The sequence below is a fragment of the Amycolatopsis sp. WAC 04197 genome (genome assembly GCF_003947475.1).
GTDB lineage: Bacteria > Actinomycetota > Actinomycetes > Mycobacteriales > Pseudonocardiaceae > Amycolatopsis > Amycolatopsis japonica.
The window spans coordinates 831,487-847,715 of sequence record NZ_QHJK01000002.1 but is presented as its reverse complement, the minus strand read 5'-3'; the positions used below and the strand labels follow the sequence as shown (position 1 = coordinate 847,715).

Annotated in this window: 20 protein-coding genes; 13 read left to right on the top strand and 7 right to left on the bottom strand. The window is 68.9% G+C overall.

What is annotated here, in order from left to right; genetic code table 11:
* Position 1: 1 nt before the first annotated feature.
* The 3 genes from DMC64_RS11290 (at position 2) to DMC64_RS11280 (ending at position 3,235) form a co-directional block, all read left to right on the top strand.
* Positions 2-850 (top strand): DUF4394 domain-containing protein, encoded by an 849-nt coding sequence (locus tag DMC64_RS11290; RefSeq protein ID WP_125733435.1) that lies wholly within the window; start codon positions 2-4, stop codon positions 848-850.
* A gap of 184 nt (positions 851-1,034) precedes the next feature.
* Entirely contained in the window at positions 1,035-2,258 is a 1,224-nt protein-coding gene (locus DMC64_RS11285) for an HNH endonuclease signature motif containing protein (RefSeq protein ID WP_125733697.1), read from the top strand.
* Between the two features lie 269 nt (positions 2,259-2,527).
* On the top strand, positions 2,528-3,235 hold the full coding sequence (locus tag DMC64_RS11280) for a hypothetical protein (RefSeq protein WP_125733434.1): 708 nt from the start codon (positions 2,528-2,530) through the stop codon (positions 3,233-3,235).
* A gap of 2 nt (positions 3,236-3,237) precedes the next feature.
* On the opposite strand, the gene DMC64_RS42665 is transcribed toward DMC64_RS11280, so the two are convergent.
* Both DMC64_RS42665 and DMC64_RS11275 read right to left on the bottom strand, forming a co-directional pair.
* Positions 3,238-3,393 carry a hypothetical protein gene (locus DMC64_RS42665; protein WP_158073286.1) on the bottom strand — a complete coding sequence of 52 codons (156 nt, stop codon included), beginning with the start codon at positions 3,391-3,393 and terminating at the stop codon, positions 3,238-3,240.
* Positions 3,394-3,444: 51 nt separating this feature from the next.
* Entirely contained in the window at positions 3,445-3,939 is a 495-nt protein-coding gene (locus tag DMC64_RS11275) for a DoxX family protein (RefSeq protein ID WP_125733433.1), read from the bottom strand.
* A 32-nt stretch (positions 3,940-3,971) separates the two neighbouring features.
* On the opposite strand from DMC64_RS11275, the gene DMC64_RS11270 reads away from it, so the two are divergent.
* Positions 3,972-4,472 carry a TetR/AcrR family transcriptional regulator gene (locus tag DMC64_RS11270; RefSeq protein ID WP_125733432.1) on the top strand — a complete coding sequence of 167 codons (501 nt, stop codon included), beginning with the start codon at positions 3,972-3,974 and terminating at the stop codon, positions 4,470-4,472.
* 7 nt (positions 4,473-4,479) lie between these two features.
* Here the strand turns inward: DMC64_RS11270 and DMC64_RS11265 are convergent, their stop codons facing one another.
* The gene (locus tag DMC64_RS11265; protein ID WP_037347902.1) at positions 4,480-5,247 is read right to left on the bottom strand and encodes an SDR family oxidoreductase; all 768 of its coding nucleotides are present in this window, start codon (positions 5,245-5,247) and stop codon (positions 4,480-4,482) included.
* A 167-nt stretch (positions 5,248-5,414) separates the two neighbouring features.
* Between DMC64_RS11265 and DMC64_RS11260 the strand changes: the two genes are divergently transcribed.
* The 3 genes from DMC64_RS11260 (at position 5,415) to DMC64_RS11250 (ending at position 8,636) form a co-directional block, all read left to right on the top strand.
* Complete coding sequence (locus tag DMC64_RS11260) at positions 5,415-6,938, top strand: trypsin-like serine protease (protein WP_125733431.1); 1,524 nt, start codon at positions 5,415-5,417, stop codon at positions 6,936-6,938.
* Between the two features lie 112 nt (positions 6,939-7,050).
* Positions 7,051-7,419: a YciI family protein gene (locus tag DMC64_RS11255; RefSeq protein ID WP_037348084.1), complete on the top strand. Its 369-nt coding sequence runs from the start codon at positions 7,051-7,053 to the stop codon at positions 7,417-7,419.
* Complete coding sequence (locus DMC64_RS11250) at positions 7,407-8,636, top strand: RNA polymerase sigma factor (RefSeq protein WP_125733430.1); 1,230 nt, start codon at positions 7,407-7,409, stop codon at positions 8,634-8,636. The genes DMC64_RS11255 and DMC64_RS11250 overlap by 13 nt, the downstream gene beginning before the upstream one ends.
* On the opposite strand, the gene DMC64_RS11245 is transcribed toward DMC64_RS11250, so the two are convergent.
* The gene (locus tag DMC64_RS11245; RefSeq protein ID WP_233629618.1) at positions 8,617-8,769 is read right to left on the bottom strand and encodes a hypothetical protein; all 153 of its coding nucleotides are present in this window, start codon (positions 8,767-8,769) and stop codon (positions 8,617-8,619) included. The genes DMC64_RS11250 and DMC64_RS11245 overlap by 20 nt on opposite strands.
* 149 nt (positions 8,770-8,918) lie before the next feature.
* Here DMC64_RS11245 and DMC64_RS11240 point away from each other — a divergent pair, with 149 nt between their 5' ends.
* The 4 genes from DMC64_RS11240 (at position 8,919) to DMC64_RS11230 (ending at position 11,478) form a co-directional block, all read left to right on the top strand.
* Positions 8,919-9,527 (top strand): antibiotic biosynthesis monooxygenase, encoded by a 609-nt coding sequence (locus DMC64_RS11240; protein ID WP_233629617.1) that lies wholly within the window; start codon positions 8,919-8,921, stop codon positions 9,525-9,527.
* Entirely contained in the window at positions 9,524-9,868 is a 345-nt protein-coding gene (locus tag DMC64_RS43205) for an SDR family oxidoreductase (protein WP_233629616.1), read from the top strand. Before DMC64_RS11240 ends, DMC64_RS43205 begins: the two co-directional genes overlap by 4 nt.
* A gap of 67 nt (positions 9,869-9,935) precedes the next feature.
* Entirely contained in the window at positions 9,936-10,295 is a 360-nt protein-coding gene (locus tag DMC64_RS43200) for a hypothetical protein (protein ID WP_233629615.1), read from the top strand.
* Positions 10,296-10,413: 118 nt separating this feature from the next.
* A complete protein-coding gene (locus tag DMC64_RS11230) occupies positions 10,414-11,478 on the top strand; it encodes a class I SAM-dependent methyltransferase (RefSeq protein WP_125733429.1) in 1,065 nt (354 codons plus the stop codon).
* On the opposite strand, the gene DMC64_RS11225 is transcribed toward DMC64_RS11230, so the two are convergent.
* Positions 11,447-12,331: a LysR family transcriptional regulator gene (locus tag DMC64_RS11225; protein WP_125733428.1), complete on the bottom strand. Its 885-nt coding sequence runs from the start codon at positions 12,329-12,331 to the stop codon at positions 11,447-11,449. The two genes, DMC64_RS11230 and DMC64_RS11225, sit on opposite strands and share 32 nt — an antisense overlap.
* Before the next feature lie 70 nt (positions 12,332-12,401).
* On the opposite strand from DMC64_RS11225, the gene DMC64_RS11220 reads away from it, so the two are divergent.
* The gene (locus DMC64_RS11220) at positions 12,402-13,736 is read left to right on the top strand and encodes an FAD-binding oxidoreductase (protein WP_125733427.1); all 1,335 of its coding nucleotides are present in this window, start codon (positions 12,402-12,404) and stop codon (positions 13,734-13,736) included.
* Positions 13,737-13,833: 97 nt separating this feature from the next.
* Positions 13,834-15,015, top strand: coding sequence for an acyltransferase (locus DMC64_RS11215; protein ID WP_125733426.1), 1,182 nt, complete (start codon positions 13,834-13,836; stop codon positions 15,013-15,015).
* A 393-nt stretch (positions 15,016-15,408) separates the two neighbouring features.
* On the opposite strand, the gene DMC64_RS11210 is transcribed toward DMC64_RS11215, so the two are convergent.
* Complete coding sequence (locus DMC64_RS11210; RefSeq protein ID WP_037347915.1) at positions 15,409-15,825, bottom strand: nitroreductase family deazaflavin-dependent oxidoreductase; 417 nt, start codon at positions 15,823-15,825, stop codon at positions 15,409-15,411.
* A 38-nt stretch (positions 15,826-15,863) separates the two neighbouring features.
* Positions 15,864-16,214 carry a PLDc N-terminal domain-containing protein gene (locus tag DMC64_RS11205; RefSeq protein ID WP_125733425.1) on the bottom strand — a complete coding sequence of 117 codons (351 nt, stop codon included), beginning with the start codon at positions 16,212-16,214 and terminating at the stop codon, positions 15,864-15,866.
* Between the last annotated feature and the right edge of the window lie 15 nt (positions 16,215-16,229).

Here is a 16,229-nt window from a genome sequence, read left to right as displayed (position 1 = left end):
GATGAGGGCACGACTCACGAAGGTCTTGGCCGTGGTGGCGCTCGCGACGGCGCTCGTCGTCGGGACCGCGAACTCGGCGCAGGCCGCCGGGCCGCGGGCGTTCGCGATCTCGTCGGACGGCAAGCTGATGGCCACCTTCTACACCGACACACCCCAGGTCCTCGACTGGGTCCGGCTCGTACAGGGACTCACCTGCGGGGAAACGCGCCTGATCGGGCTCGATTTCCGCGTCCAGAACGGTTTGCTGTACGGCGTGGGCGAGAAAGGCTGTATCTACACGATCAAGTTCCCGCCCGCGGCACCCGACGTCATCGTCACGAAGGTCTCGCAACTGAGCGTTCCGTTGTACGGCAAGGACTTCGGCGTCGACTTCAACCCGGCCGCCGACCGGCTCCGGGTGATCAGCGACTACGGGCAGAACCTGCGGCACAATCTCGGCGACCACGTCACGATCGAAGACACCGTCCTGACCACGCCGCCGGCCGGCGGGCCGACCAGGGGTGTCACGGCGGCCGCCTACACGAACAACGATCTCAACCCCGACACCGCGACCACGTTGTTCGACATCGGCACGGCCACCGACCAGGTACTCGTCCAAGCGCCGGCCAACAACGGATTCCTCAGCCCGACCGGCGCGCTCGGCGTCGACACCGGCCCGATCGCGGGCTTCGACATCTACAGCGATCTGACCAACGGCAAGACGACCTCGGTGAGCGGTTTCGCCGTGCTCAACCCGGCCGCCGGGCCGTCGGCCTTCTACAGCGTCAATCTGCTGACCGGTGCGGCGACAAAGGTCGGCGACTTCCCGCTGCCGATCGGGGATGTCGCGGTGGCACTCGACGGTAGTTGAGTGGGGAACGCCGCTGTCCGGTGCCGGGTCTTCGGACTGGGCGCCGGATGGTGGTGTTTCCGGGAATCGGCGACATCGACAGTTCTATCGTTGCCGAAAATCGGCAATGCGTCTGCCGTTCGTGCGGCCGGGAATTGTCGGTGGCGGGTCGTATGTTCGTGGGGTGGACACTCATTCCGCGCCTGTGGCGCTCTTGGAGAGCATCGTCGACGCCGTGGTGTTGGCCGCGGTGAACTCCGTGGTGGATTCTTTGGACGACAAGGATTCCGTCTCGTTGGCGCAGGCCGCGTCGGCGGGGATCGCGCGCCTGGAAGCGGTCCGGTTTCGGGCGTTGGCGCAGCTGAATCGGCATCGTGAGGGTGCGCGGAGTGTGGCGCAGGAGGTCGCGCTTGAGTTGTCCCTTGTGGACAATCATGCGGGTGCGCTGGTCGCCGCCGCGGACGCGCTGACCACCCGCCTACCCCGCACGTTGAATCTGATGGATGAGGGGAAGCTGGCCGGGTTCAGCGCGATGAAAGTCGCGACGGCCACCGCCTGGCTCTCCGACGAGGACGCTCAAGCGGTCGACGCGCTGCTGGAAGAGCGGATCGCGGGCAAGAACCCGGATCAGGTGCGGAAAGCCGCGAACCATGCGGCGAACACCGTCGATCCCGAGGGTGCCGGTAAACGGGCCGATCAGCACCGTGAAGGCCGCCGGCTGACTGTGCGGCATGGTGAGATGGGGGTGGCGTCGATCGAGGTCGAGGATGGGCCGGTGGAGAAGGTCGCTGCCGCGTATCAGCGGATCGACCGTGAAGCGCGCGCACTCAGAACCGGTGGTGAGACTCGTACGTTGGAGCAGTTGCGGGCGGATGTCGCCCTCGATCTGCTGCTCGGTGGCCAGGGCGGGGCGAGTGAGCGCAGCGAGGTGTTTCTCTATATGGATTTGTTCACTTATCTCGGCCTGAACGAGGATCCGGCGGAGCTCGCGGGACATGGCACGATCCCTGCCGCGTTGGCCAGGGAGATCGCCATGGGTGGGAACAGTGTGTTGCGGCGGATCATCACCGATCCGCTGTCAGGACAGGTTCTCGATCTCGGCCGGGACCGGTGCCGGCCCAGCGCGGGTTTGGCGGAGTTCGTGCGGGTGCGGGACCGTGAGTGCCGAAGACCCGGCTGCCATCGCCCGGCGCAGGCGTGCGACATCGATCATGCGGTGCCATGGCAGCACGGCGGACACACCACCGACACCGACCTCATCGACCTCTGCCGCCGCGACCACCGGTTGAAAGACGAACCCGGCTGGACCTACCACCTCGCCACCGATGGCACCCTCACGATCACCACACCCACCGGACAGCGCTACGACAGCACACCGCCACCGCTCCACGAACCCCGCCCGGCAGCCGACGAGCCGCCACCGTTCTGAGCCCGTCGCCGGAAAACGGCGACAGGCGGGCCGGACTCAGCCACAAAACTGCCACTGACAGTCTCCCCGTTCCGACCCATAACCAAAAACCGGTAACGGGCCCGACCGGGCTGAAGCTGCCGCCGTCCGGTCTCTCTGCCTGAGCCTGTCGCCGGAAAACGGCGACACCCACATCACAGCACCCACACGCAAACTCCACCCACGGTCTGACCCGCGAAATCGGCCCCTGACCCGATCCGCCCACCCACCGCGATCGGCACGCTCACAGCATGGAAACCGACCACGTCTTCCCCGGCCGCCGCATCGCCGCGGTCTCGATGATCCTCGGCCCGCTCCTGCTGCTCACCGGAACGCTATTACGGTCACGCTTCAACTTCTTCTTCCCCGACCAGCTGAAAGCGATGAGCGAGCATCCCGCGCTGATGACCGCCGCGTACACGTGTTTCCTGGCGGGCAACGTCCTGCTATGGCCCGCGATGGTCGCCATCGCCACCAAGATCGGCCGTACCAAGCCCGCGTTGGCCGCTTGGGGTGGCCTGTTCGTCCTTTTCGGACTCTTCGAGCGGACCTTCCACGCCGGGATCGACCAAGCCGCCCTCAGCCTTGCCGAACGGCACGGCGCCGGTTTCGCCGAGGGTGTGGTCAGCGAGTCGTACCAGGATCTGCATCTGTTCAGTTTTCTGTCGTTCACGATCATGTTCGGCTGGTACGTACTCGCATTCGCCGCCTATCGGGCGAAAGTGCTCGATGTCGCCGGGTCGATCGGGATGGCGACGATGGGACTTCTGCCGCTCGGGGTTTTGAAGGGCACCGAAATCGTGTCGATCATCGGTACCGCCGGACTTTGTCTCGCGTTGGTTCCGGCCGGTGTCCGCGCATTACTGGAAAGTCCCAAACCGAGCCGGCGGACGGTATTGCTCGCGGCGATCGCCGTTCCGGTTCTGGGCGGCCTCGCCTTCGCCAGCGCGCTGGGCTGAGTTCAGGCCAGCCGCGCGGGCGCTTTCCTGTCACCGGATTCGTGTTCGCGCCCCGCCGGGAGGCAGCTCATCAGCAGTACGACACCGACAGCACCGAGAAGCATGTGCCCGGCGAGGATGCACAGCCCACAGAATCCGATCCACAATGAGATCTTCATTCTCAGAGGGTAGGGCCGTTCTCGGCACCGGACCCCGAACTTGGGAAAGACTTAAGGTCTCCTTTGGGAAAAGGGTCTGTCCGGCATACGGACGTAATGCACCACCAGCGAAACCGTCGCGGCCAGGAAGACCACCTGCATCAGGCTCCGCGGCACCAGTTCGTCCATCGTCGAGGTCACCGGACCGTGCAGCGCCTTGTACACGTTCGCCGGGAACATCCCCAGCAGCAACAGCGTCAGCCCGGCGGACGCCCAAGGCGCCGTACGCGACCACAGCATTCCCGCGGCGCCCGCGAGTTCGAGGACGCCGGTGACGGTGACCAGCAGCCCCGGCGCGGGCAGCGCGGGCGGCACCATCGCGACGAGTTCCTCGCGCATGCCGATGAAATGCGCGAGACCGGTGGTGACGAACAGTGCCGCGACACCGCCGCGCACGGCCACCGGCCAGGGTTTCAGCCGCCGGACGCCGAAGACGCCCAGCAGGGACAACGTCGCCGTGACGGCGATCAGCATCAGTACGGGGACGAGACCGGGATCCATGACCATGCCCCTACCACCACGGCGACCTCCGCCGGGCCGTGCTCGACGCCGCCGTCGCGGCCATCACCGAACACGGCCCGGCGGGGATCAGCCTCCGCGACCTCGCCCGGCGCGCGGGGGTCTCGCACGCCGGGCCGGTGCACCATTTCGGCGACAAGGCCGGGGTGCTCACCGCGCTGGCCGCCGAGGGGTTCGACCTGCTCGCGGACGCGCTCGCTGCCGAAGGCGACCGGGGCTTCGTCGAGGTCGGGGTGGCGTACGTGCGCTTCGCGATCGAGCATCGCGCGCATTTCGAGGTGATGTTCCGCCCCGAGCTCCACCGCGAGGACGACGAGGCGCTGACCGCGGCCCGTGACCGCGCGGGGGCCCTGCTGACCAGCGGCGCGTCGTCGGTCAGCGACGACGCGATGGCGGGGGTCGCCGCGTGGTCGTTGATGCACGGGTTCGCGAACCTGTGGCTCACCGGCGCGCTGCGCGCCGAACTCCAGGAGGATCCGGACACCGCCGCCCGCGCGATCGCCCGGATCCTGTTCCCCTGAAACCGGCTCAGACCTGCGCGGTGGGCATCACGGTGACCTGCTGGAGGTTCACCCGCGCCGGGAGCGAGGTCAGGAACGCCACGGTCTCGGCGATGTCCTCCGGCTTCAGCCAGGTCAGCGTCTCGCGCGCGCCGTCCAGCCACTCCAGGGCACCGGCGTCGGTGACATGCCCCTGCAGTTCGGTCTCGACCAGACCCGGCTCGATCGCCGCGACCCGCACCCCCTTCGGACCGAGGTCGGCGCGAAGGTTCTTCGACAGGTGCGTCACGTAAGCCTTCGAAGCGACGTACACGGCGAAGGAGGGGAAGACAGCCTGCGCGCCGATGGACGAGGTGTTCACCAGGTCCGCGACGCCCTTCTCGGCCGCCGAAGCGACCAGCTGCGGGACGAAGGCGCCGATGGCGTTCATCAGACCCGTCATGTTGACGTCGATCATGCGCTGCCAGTCGCCGGTGGCGAGTTCGTCGATCGGCGCGGCCAGCATCACGCCGGCGTTGTTGAACAGCAGATCCGCACGGCCCAGTTTCGCTTCGACCTCGGCCGCGGCGGCCCGCATCGCGTCGGCGTCGGCGACGTCGGCCGCGAGCACGAGCGCGGTGCCGCCGTCCCGTTCGATCTCCTTGGCGAGGGTTTCGAGCCGGTCGGCCCGGCGGGCGACGAGCGCGACAGCCGCACCGGAGGCGGCCAGCCGCCGGGCGGCCGCTTCGCCGATCCCGCTGGACGCTCCGGTGACGACTGCGACCCTGTTCGCGTGCGGTGCCGGGGAGTTCGTCATTTCTGTTTCTCCTAAGTGGACTCGGGGTGACAAGTCCAGAAAACCGGGCCGCGCGCGGAGATGGCACGGTCTGTTCAGCCTGGGTCCGGCAGTACCAGTCAGACCGCGCACGGAACTGTTACGTGCTCATCGAGTTCCGCGGACACGGACCGGCCAGCGTGATCCGCATGCGAATCCGATCCCTCGCGCTCGCGCTGACCCTGATGACGGCGACCGCCGCCCCCGCGGCGGCCGTCATCGGCGGCACCGAGTCCACCAAGCCCTACGACTTCATGGTCTCGCTTCAGTACGACTCTCCCCGCCCGGACGGCCATCGGTGCGGGGCGGTGCTCATCGCCCCGCAGTGGGCGGTCACCGCCGGCCATTGCGCCAACACCCCGAACGGCGCGACGGCGGGCGTCCCCCGCGGCTGGAAGGTCCGCGTCGGCTCGCTGGACACCACCGCCGGGGGTGAGGTCACCGACGTCGACAAGTTCTACCGTCGCCACCTCTCCTACAACCCGCCCGGGGAGGACATCGCGCTGCTGCACCTGCGCGAACCCGTGCGAGCCAAGCCCATCCGGCTCGCCGGGAGCAGTCCCGCCGTGGGAACCCCCGTCCGCATCCTCGGCTGGGGCGCGGCGTCGACCGGCTGCGGCGACTTCGCCGACCCGAAGTGCTACCCGAGCAAGCTGCGTGAAGCGGACACCGAGGTCGTGCCGCTCGACCGTTGCTGGGACGACGACGGGCACACCCTGCCGTTGTGCGTCGGCCGCACCGATCCGCCGGTCGGGCCGGGGATGACGGATTCCGGCGGTCCCGCCCTGGTCCGTTCGGGCGACGGCTGGGCGCTGGCGGGAACGGTCATCGGACCGGGTATCCGGGGCGCCGACTTCCCCGACATGTACACCGACGTCGCGAAGAACTCGGCCTGGATCAACGGCATCGTGACCGGCACCGACGTCCCGCCGGACGACCCCGGCCCGGACGTGGAGGGCACGGCCGCGGTGGGCGACTGCAACGGCGCGGTGGTGCGTGCCGCCTCCGCCCGTCCCCACGATCCGGCGCTGGTGCTGACCAACGGCCACTGCGTGCCGAGCGGACGGCCCGCACCGGGGAAGGCCCTGGTCGACCGGCCCGCCGACCTGCCCCGCCCGGTCACCATCGCCGGCCGGGACGGTTACCCGAAGGCCAGTGCCCGCGCCACCCGATTGGTGTACGCGACGATGACCGGCACCGACGTCGCCCTGTACCGCCTCGACAAGACCTACGCCCAGCTGGCCAGGGAGGGCGCGAAGGTCTTCCGGCTGACCACCAGCCCGATGCGCGCCGGGGACCGGCTGCTCATGTCCTACGCCAGCGGCCGCCCGCGATGCACGATCGAGGCGGTGGTGCCGCACCTGCGTGAGGCGGGGTACCAGCAGGACGACGCGGTCCGCTACACCCAGAGCGACACCTGCGTGAGCAGGCCCGGCCGCTCCGGCGCGGCGCTTTTGACCCTCGACACGAATACGGTGATGGGCATCAACAACACCCACAGCCGGGACGGTGAGCGATGCACCGAGGGCAACCCGTGCGAGGTCGGCCGGGACGGGACCGTGACCGCGGTGAAGGGCCGCGGCTACGGCCAGCAGGTCCACCGGATCTCCGCCTGCCTGACCAAGGGTTCGCGGCTCGACCTGTCCCGCCCCGGCTGCCGGCTGCCCGCCTGACCTGCGACGAAATGCGCGGAAAGAAAAAAACCGGAAAGATCGCCGTCGCTGTCGAATCGGCGGGTCGCCCTTCGTATAGGGAGTGAAAGACCGCACGAACGAGGAGGACGCCATGACCCAGTACCTGATCAGCCTCTATCACCCCGACGGCCCTCTCCCGCCGCCGGAGTTCCTCGAGCCGGTGATGCGCAAGATCCAGGCGCTCAACGACGAGATGAAATCCGCCGGGGTGTGGGTGTTCGCCGCCGGTCTGCACCCGCCGACCACGGCGACCGTGCTGCGGGCGACGGAGAACGGGCAGATCGCGACGATCGACGGCCCGTACCTGGAAGGCAAGGAACACCTGGGCGGTTTCACCATCGTCGAGGTGCCGGATCTGGACGCCGCGCTCGACTGGGGCCGCCGGGTCGCCGAGATCACCTATCTCCCGGTCGAGGTCCGGCCGTTCCAGGGTGTGGAAGACCCTTCGTGCGTGCCCTGACCTCCGAAGACATCGGCCGCGTCTTCGCACAGGAGTACGGCCGCGCGGTATCCGTGCTGGTCCGCGTCTTCGGCAGCATCGACATCGCCGAAGACGCGGTCCAGGACGCCTTCGCCGAGGCGGTGGACCGGTGGCCGTCCAGCGGTCCACCGCCGAGCCCGGCGGGCTGGATCATCACGACCGCCCGCAACAAGGCCGTCGACCGCCTGCGCCGGGAAGCCGCGCGCGACGACAAGCACGCCCAGGCCGCGCTGCTCAACGCGGACAGTGAACCAGTGGAGGAGGGCCCGGTGCGCGACGACCGCCTACGGCTGATCTTCACCTGCTGTCACCCCGCGCTGGCCGTCCCCGCGCAGGTCGCGCTGACGCTGAAACTGCTGGGTGGCCTGACCACCGCCGAAATCGCGCACGCGTTCTTCGTCCCCGAGACGACGATGGCCCAGCGGCTGGTCCGGGCGAAGGGCAAGATCCGCGACGCGAAGATCCCGTATCGCGTCCCAGGCGACGCCGACCTGCCGGACCGGCTGCGTTCGGTGCTCGCCGTGATCTACCTCGTGTTCAACGAGGGCTACGCGGCCAGTTCCGGTGAGCGGCTGGTGCGCGAGGACCTGTGCGCCGAGGCGATCCAGCTCGGCAGGCTGCTGGCCGGCCTCATGCCTGACGAACCGGAGGCCACCGGGCTGCTGGCGCTGATGCTGCTCACCGAATCGCGCCGCGCCGCCCGGACCGGTGAAGACGGCGAGGTCGTGTTGCTGGCGGAGCAGGACCGGTCACGCTGGGACCGGGCGCTCATCGCCGAAGGACAGACGCTGGTCCGCGCCTGCCTGCGCCGGAACCAGCCAGGGCCGTACCAGATCCAGGCGGCGATCAACGCCGTCCACAGCGACGCCGACGACACGGCGAGCACGGACTGGGCTCAGGTCGTCGAACTGTACGACCTGCTGCTCGCGATGAATCCGACGCCGATCGTGGCGCTCAACCGGGCCGTCGCGGTCGCCGAGGTACGCGGCCCGGAGAAGGCGCTCGACGTGATCGACGCCCTCGACCTGGAGGGATACCACCTCTACCACGCCATCCGCGCCGATCTGCTGCACCGCGCGGGCCGGACGACGGAAGCCGCCCAGGAGTACGAAGAGGCGATCCGGCAGGCGGGGAACAGCGCCGAACGACGGCTGCTGGAACGAAAACTGGCCGTGCTCAGTCGTTGCATTCGGTGAACCGGTCCCGCATGCACTCCAGCTGCTCGATGCGCTTGTTCAGCTCGGCGCTCCAGCAAGCGGATGCCCGCCGCCAGAACGCGTGATCCGGCGCGGCGCCCTCGGGCAGGAAATCGAGTACGCCGCCGATCACCTCGAGCGGGATGCCGAGATGGTGCGACGCGCGGATGAACGCGACGAGGCGAAGCGTGCTCTGCGCCGCGACAGCCCCCGATGGGGAGTTCGGACATGTCCCCGATCCTAGCTTGACTTGAACCCTTGTTTAAGTTTCATGCTGGAGGCATGACAGTACAGGGGACCTCCGAAATGACCATCCACAAAGGACATTGGCCGACACCCGATGACGCGACCGTCGTCGTGGCTCGGGAATGGCCGGACGCCGACGCGGCACGGGCGGCGTACAAGAGCCACGACGGGCTCGTTTCCTTCACCGCTTACGAAGGCATCGACCACGACGGCGCCTTCACTTACGAGCAGTGGACCAGCGAAGACGCCATCCAGAACCTGGACGGCGCGCCCGTGTTCCAGCTCTACCGCAGCCACCGCGGCGAAGGGACGCCAGGCTGCCTCGTGATCGTCTCGGTCGAGTTCGAAGGACCCGACGAGCGGCGGCAACGCGACTGGATCGACCTCGTCTTCGAAGCGCTGGCGTCCGAACCCGCGCATCCCAAGGGCGGGATCTCGGGGTACTTCCACGTGAGCACCGACGGGACCCGCGTGCTGAACTACGCCGAATGGGTCAGCGCCGAAGCCCACCTCGCCGCGCTCGCGGCCCCCGGCGCCGACGGCATCGGGACGACGGACGCGTGGAAGAAGGTGCAGACCTACCCGGGGATGTCGGGCGGGTCGGTCAAGCGGTACCGCCCGGTCTTCTCGGCGGTGGCGGCATGAAGCCGATCCTGGTCGCCGGCGCGACGGGTAACGTCGGTTCGCAGGTGGTCGCCCAGCTGCGGGAGCGGGACGTCCCGGTCCGGCCGCTGAGCCGGAACCCACCACCGGACGGCGTCCGCGGCGATCTGGCGAAACCGGAAACGATCGCACCGGCGCTCGACGGCGTCGACACCGTGTTCCTGATGCTCTCCGGCGCCGCCGAGGCCCTGGTGCCCACGGTGTCGTTGCTCGGGGAACGGGTGAACCGCGTGGTGTTCCTTTCTTCGGGCGCCGTCGACGATTCACTGGCGGAGCAGGACAACGCCATCGGCGCCTGGCATCGCACCGTCGAAGAGGCTTGACCCGCTCGGCTGGGCGCCGTCGATCCGCGCGGAGGGCGTCGTCCGCGGCGCGTACGGCGAGGCGTCGATGCCGCTGATCCACGAGAAGGACATCGCTGCGGTGGCCGTCGAAGCGCTGACCGGCGACGGGCACGCCGGGGCGAAGTACACGCTCACCGGAACGCGGCCGCTCACGCAGGCCGAACAGGTCCGCGTCATCGGGGAGGCCGCGGGCCGCCCGGCGCACTGGGCGGAACTCCCGCTCGACGAAGCCCGTGCCGCACTGCTCACCAGGATGCCGGACTTCGTCGTCGACACGATGCTGACCGGATTCCGGGAGCTGGTGACGAAACCGGGCGAGGTCACCTCGACCGTCCAGGACGTCACCGGCAGGCCGGGCCTGGACTTCGAGGTCTGGGCGGCCGATCACGCCGCGTCGTTCCGCTAAACTCGGCTTCGTGTCGACACCGGTTCATGCCGCGACGGTCCACTAACCGCCGTTCCTGAAATCACCCCACGGAGCCCGCGGGGTCTCTTTGCCGCGGGCGAAAACAGGAACGGAAATCATGAACCCCCTGTCCACAAAGGACGGTGGTCGGCGCTGGCTGACCACCGTCGGCACGAAACGCCCCGAACGTCTCGTCGACGTCGACGATCGCATCACCGCCGACGAGGCGTTCCGGCTCGCCGTGTCCGGCACCGGACTCGTCTGGTACGGCGACTTCCCCGGCGCACGGAACCTGCTCGCCGCGTTGTCCCGGCGATGCGGTACGGCGGCGGGGAAAACCTTTCAGGACCAGCGGAACCAGCGGTCACGCCGGGCGCGGATCCTCGGCAGGCTGCTGGTCCCGCTGGATCCGGGCCACGTCCTGCCGTTGCGCCGCGGACCGGACGTCCGCGAGGCCTGCACCGAGGTCTACGGACCGTCCGAGGCCGCGTCGCTGGTCTCGTTGCGCGAACTGCTCGGCGTCGTCGGCGCGCACGAATGGCGGGTGAAGGGCGTCGAGGTCCCGGCGCTCGGCGCGAGGATCCACCCGCACCACGGGGTCTTCTCCCCCGTCCGCGGCGAGTACGTCGATCTGGTGGCGAGAACTCCCTTGCCCGCCAAGGAACTCGCCTTCGACATCGGCACCGGGACCGGTGTGCTCGCCGCCGTCCTCGCGCATCGGGGAGTCGAGCGCGTGGTGGCGACGGACAACGAACCCCGCGCGCTCGCCTGCGCGCGGGAGAACTTCGCCCGGCTCGGCTTCGACGGGGTCGAAACCCTTGAGACGGACGTGTTCCCGCCGGGCCGCGCACCGCTGATCGTCTGCAATCCGCCCTGGCTGCCCGCCCGCGCGCACACCCCGCTCGAACGCGCCGTCTACGACCCGGGAAGCCGGATGCTGAAAGCGTTCCTCGACCGGCTGCCGCGGCACCTCGAACCCGGCGGCGAGGCGTGGCTGATCCTCTCCGACCTCGCCGAACTGCTGGGCCTGCGCCTTCGCGAAGAACTCCTCGGCGCGTTCGAGCGGTCCGGCCTCGAAGTCCTGGGCAGGGAGGACATCCGGCCGAGGCATCGACGAGCCGACGCGAAGGAGGTGACCTCGCTGTGGCGACTCACAACCCGAGCAGCGCCCGTGCCTGACTGATGAACACGCGGGCGGCGGGGCTGACCGGCCCCTCCGTCCGCCAGGCCAGCGCCAGTTTCGCGCGCAATCCGGCCGGCCGCGTGATCTTCATGGCGTGCAGTTTCGTGTAATGCGTCGCCAGCGACATCGGCACCACGGCGACCCCGAGCCCGCGCCCGACCAGTTCGGCGACGACGTTCGGATCGCCGGCCTCCAGCGTCACCCGCGGCTGCGCGCCGTCGGCGAGGAACGCCGCGTCGACGATCGCGCGCATCCCGGTGCCTTTCGGCAGGCTTACCAGCGACCGGCTTTCCAGCTCCGACAACGTGATCGTGGCTTGTCCGGTGAGCGGATCGTCCGGCCCGGAGATGGCGACCATCGGCTCGTCGAGGACGACCTCCAGCCCGATCCCCGGCGGCGGTTCGCCGGAGACCCCGATCAGCGCGACGTCGAACCGGCCGTCGGCGACTCCCGCGAGCAGGACGTCGGAGGTCGCCTCGGCGAGCGTGATGTCGACGGCAGGATGCCGCTCGTGGAAACGCGCAAGCAGATCGGGCAGGTTGACCGGGCCGCGCGAAGACACCATGCCCATCGCGACCTGGCCGCGGACCAGGCCGGTGAGATCGTCGACCGCCTGCCGTACCCCGGCGACGGCGGCGAGCGCGGCCCTGGCGTGCGGGAGCGCGGCGGCGCCGACCTCGGTCAGCCGCACCGCCCTGGCCGACCGGTCGAGCAGCGGCTGCCCGAGTTCGCGTTCGAGGCGGCGGATCTGGGCGCTGACGCCGGGCTGCGCGACGTGCAGCCGCTCGGCGGCGCGGGTGAAGTTCGCTTCCTCGGCGACCGCGACGAAGTATTCGAGCTGACGCAGTTCCATAACCGATGATTCTAGTTGCCAGACAAACCAGATCTTGGACTTCTGGCCGAATCGGGATCACGCTGGTCCCATGACCACGATGCTCCGCTCCGGCGACCCGGACTACGACAACGAACTCGCCGGTTTCCAGACCGCGGTACCCCGCCGGCCCGACGTCATCGTGCCCGCCGCTTCGGCCGCCGACGTCGTCGAGGCCGTCCGTCACGCCGCCGAGCACGATCTCCCCATCGCCGTCCACTCCACCGGCCACGGCGTGGGCGTCCCCTACGAGGGCGGCGTCCTCGTCACCACCCACCGCATGACCGGCATCCGGATCGAAGACGGCGTCGCACGGGTCGACGCGGGCGTGCGCTGGGGTGCGGTCATCGAGGCGGCCGCGAAGCACGGGCTCGCGCCGCTGAGCGGTTCCTTCCCCGGCGTCGGCGTCGTCGGCTACACCCTCGGCGGCGGGTTCAGCCTGCTCGGCCGCAAGTACGGGCTGGCCGCCGACCAGGTGACCGCGATCGAGGTCGTGACCGCCGACGGCGAACTCCGCCGCGCCACCCCGGACACCGAAAGCGACCTGTTCTGGGCGCTGCGCGGCGGCCGCGACAATTTCGGGATCGTCACCGCGCTGGAGTTCCGGCTCGTCCCGGTCACCCGGCTGTACGGCGGGAGCCTGCAGTTCGGCACCGAATCGCTGTCCGCCGTGCTCCACGCCTGGCGCGATTGGGCGGCGGACCTGCCGCGCGAGATGACGTCGTCGCTGGGCATGGTCCCGATGCCCGACCTGCCGATGGTGCCCGAGCCGCTGCGCGGGCAGCACGTCGCGCAGATCCGGATCGCCTACCTCGGCGACGCCGCCGAGGGCGAACGCCTGGTCGCCCCACTGCGCGCCGCCGCCCCCGTACTGGGTGACACGCTCGCCGAAATCCCCTTCACCGAATCGGGGAAGATCGCGAACGAGCCGCCGTTCCCGCACGGCTACCGCGCCGACAACGCCACCGTGTCCGAACTGGACGACACGATGCTCGACGCGATCCTCGAACACGCCGGCCCCGGCGCCCCGGTGCCGACCGTCGTCCTGCTGGACCTGCTCGGCGGCGCGCTGTCCGACCCGCCCGAGCACCCCGGCGTCGGCTGGGACCGCGAAGCCCGCTTCACCGTCCGCGCACTGTCCGTCGTGGACGACGCGGGCATGGCCGAGATCAAGGCGGCCCACGGGAAGCTGTTCGACGCGCTGAAGCCCAAGTCGACCGGCAAGCTCCTGACCTTCGTCTACGGCGACAGCGGCGCGGGCGACGAAGCGGCCAAGGTGTACTCCCCGGCCGATCTGCGGCGGCTCGCCGAGGTCAAGGCGGCCGTCGATCCGGCGAACCGTTTCCGGCTGACCCATAACGTCGAACCCGCGCGTGACGCTGGGTGATCTCCGATATCCGCTGGTAGGAGGCCCCGAGCCGGGGCGAGGGCACAGTGGGCGGCACCCGTATACTTCCGGGCCGATACCGCCATTAGGGGGCACTGTGCGCACTTTGGACCATGACGAGTTCCTCGCCATGCGTCGGTTCCCCGCGCTCGACGGGCTGCGCGCGATCGCGGCCACCATCGTGATCCTCTTCCACTTCGCGGGTCCGAAGTGGAGCTGGCTGTCCGGCTGGGTCGGTGTCTACATCTTCTTCGTGCTGTCCGGTTTCCTGATCACGACGCTGCTGCTGCGTGAGCAGGACCGGACCGGCCGGATCTCGCTTTCGGCGTTCTACCTGCGGCGGGTGTTCCGGATCCTGCCGCCGTACCTGGTGATCCTCGGCGGGATCATCGTGTTCGTGTGGCTGCGCGGGGAGTTCTTCACCCGCGACTTCCCGCACGCGCTGAAGTACTACCTGACCTTCTTCAACGAGTTCCTGCCCGGCAGCAAGCCGAACGGCCCGGACAACTTCTTCAGCGGCTCGTGGACGCTGGGCATCGAGGAGAAGTTCTACCTGTTCTGGCCGTTCCTGCTGGTGGTCGCGGGCGCCGTCGGGCTGGCCGCGGCCTGGCGCAAACTCGCGCTGGCGATCGCCGCGTTCGCGCTGATGGCCGGGCTGGTCGGAGTCACCAGCGGCTGGGTGCTCAACGGGCCGCAGGTGCCGATCTACCGCTCGACCGTGCACTACGCGATCCTGCTGATCGGCTGCGTGCTGGCGATCGCGATGCACTACCGCCGGTCCTACGCGGTGATCAAACCGCTGACCCATCCGCTCGCGGCGGTCCCGGTGTTCGGCGCTTTCGCCCTGCTGCACGTCAACATGGAAAGTCTGTGGTGGGAGACCGGCAGCAACCTCGGCCTGCTGATCGCCTACGGCCTGCTCTCGGCGATGTTGCTGGTGGTGCTGGTCTCGCCGGGGCCGCTGCGCTGGCTGCTGGCGACGAAGGTGATGCGGTTCGTCGGTGAGCGTTCGTACTCGCTCTACCTGCTGCAGGGCCCGGTGCACTTCGCCGTCGTCGCGGCGATCCCGCCGCTGGGTGAGCACCGGATGATCAGCGCGCTGACCGTGTTCGCGGTCGGGCTCGGGATCGCGGACCTGATCCATCGCTGGGTGGAGCAGCCGATGATCCTCACCGGCAAGAAGCTGATCGCGCGCCGCCAGGAGCGCAAGGCGCTGCGCGCGGCCGAAGCCGAACTCAAGCGCCCGAACGCCGTCGAAGCCCCGAGCGGCGCGCGCTGACCCTCTCGCGTTTCGTCCTCTGAATGCGGTGGTTGCACGCGCAAGTACCGCGTCGGTGCAGTTGGTCGTGAGTGGCCCGCACTCACGTGATCGAAGCCGGAACTCGCGTGATCGAAGGCGTGACTCGCGTGATTGAAGACGGAACTCGCGAGTGCGGTCTCCAGTCACGCGAGTTACGTCCCTGATCACGCGAGTTCCGCCTTTGGTCACTCCGTGCGCCTGTGTGCCTAGTCCGTGAAGGCTCCTTTCACCGCATCAGACGCGGTGAAGGGAGCCTTCGGCCCACGCACGATCGGCCGACCCCAACGGCGCACGCTGGCCCCTCGCGTTTCGTCCTCTGGATGCGGTAGTTGCACGTGCAAGTACCGCATCCAGAGGACTGAATGCGGATCGTCAGCGCGAGATGGTGACGATCGGGATCACCCGGTCGGTCTTCTGCTCGTAGTCCGCGAAGCCCGGCATCAGACTGACCATCTTCGCGTACAGACGGTCGCGCTCGGCGCGGTCTTCGAGGACGACGGTCGCGGTCGCCTCGAACTTCTCCGTGCCCACCTCGATGGTGACCTTCGGGTTCGCGACGATGTTGTGGTACCAGGCCGGGTTCTTGTCGGCCCCGGCGTACGACGCGGCGACGATGTACTTGCCGTCCTCCTGCGCGTACGCGAGCGGCGACGTGCGCGGTTCGCCGCTCTTCGCCCCGATGGTGGTGAGCAGCAGCAGCGAGCCGCCCTCGAACGGGCCGCCCACCTTCCCCTCGTTCTCGCGGAACTCCTTGATGATGTTCTTGTTCCAGTCGAGTGCTTCGGACATTCCTCTTCCTCCAGTGTCGATCTCTCCGCCGAGGCTACTCAGCCTTCACGGGCCTTGCGGCGCTGCTCCTCGGCGCGCTCCCGGCACTTACGGAGGAACTCTTCGTCGTCGGCCGCGCTCGTCGCGGCGAAGCGGCCCGGACGGTCGTACTCCGGGAACGCCGGCGTCTCCCGTTCGTACCGGCCACGCGGCGCGCGGGCGACGTGCTGCGGACGCCCGGCGACCAGCCAGACGATCGAGCCGATCAGCGGAACGATCAGCACCAGCAGCAGCCACATCCCCTTGGGCATGTTGCGGCACGATCCCTCGTCCGTGGTGATCACGTCGACGATGCAGAAGATCCACAGACCGAGCGTGAGAACGCCGAAGAAACCATTGAAATACAGCATCGAAAGACTCCCCAG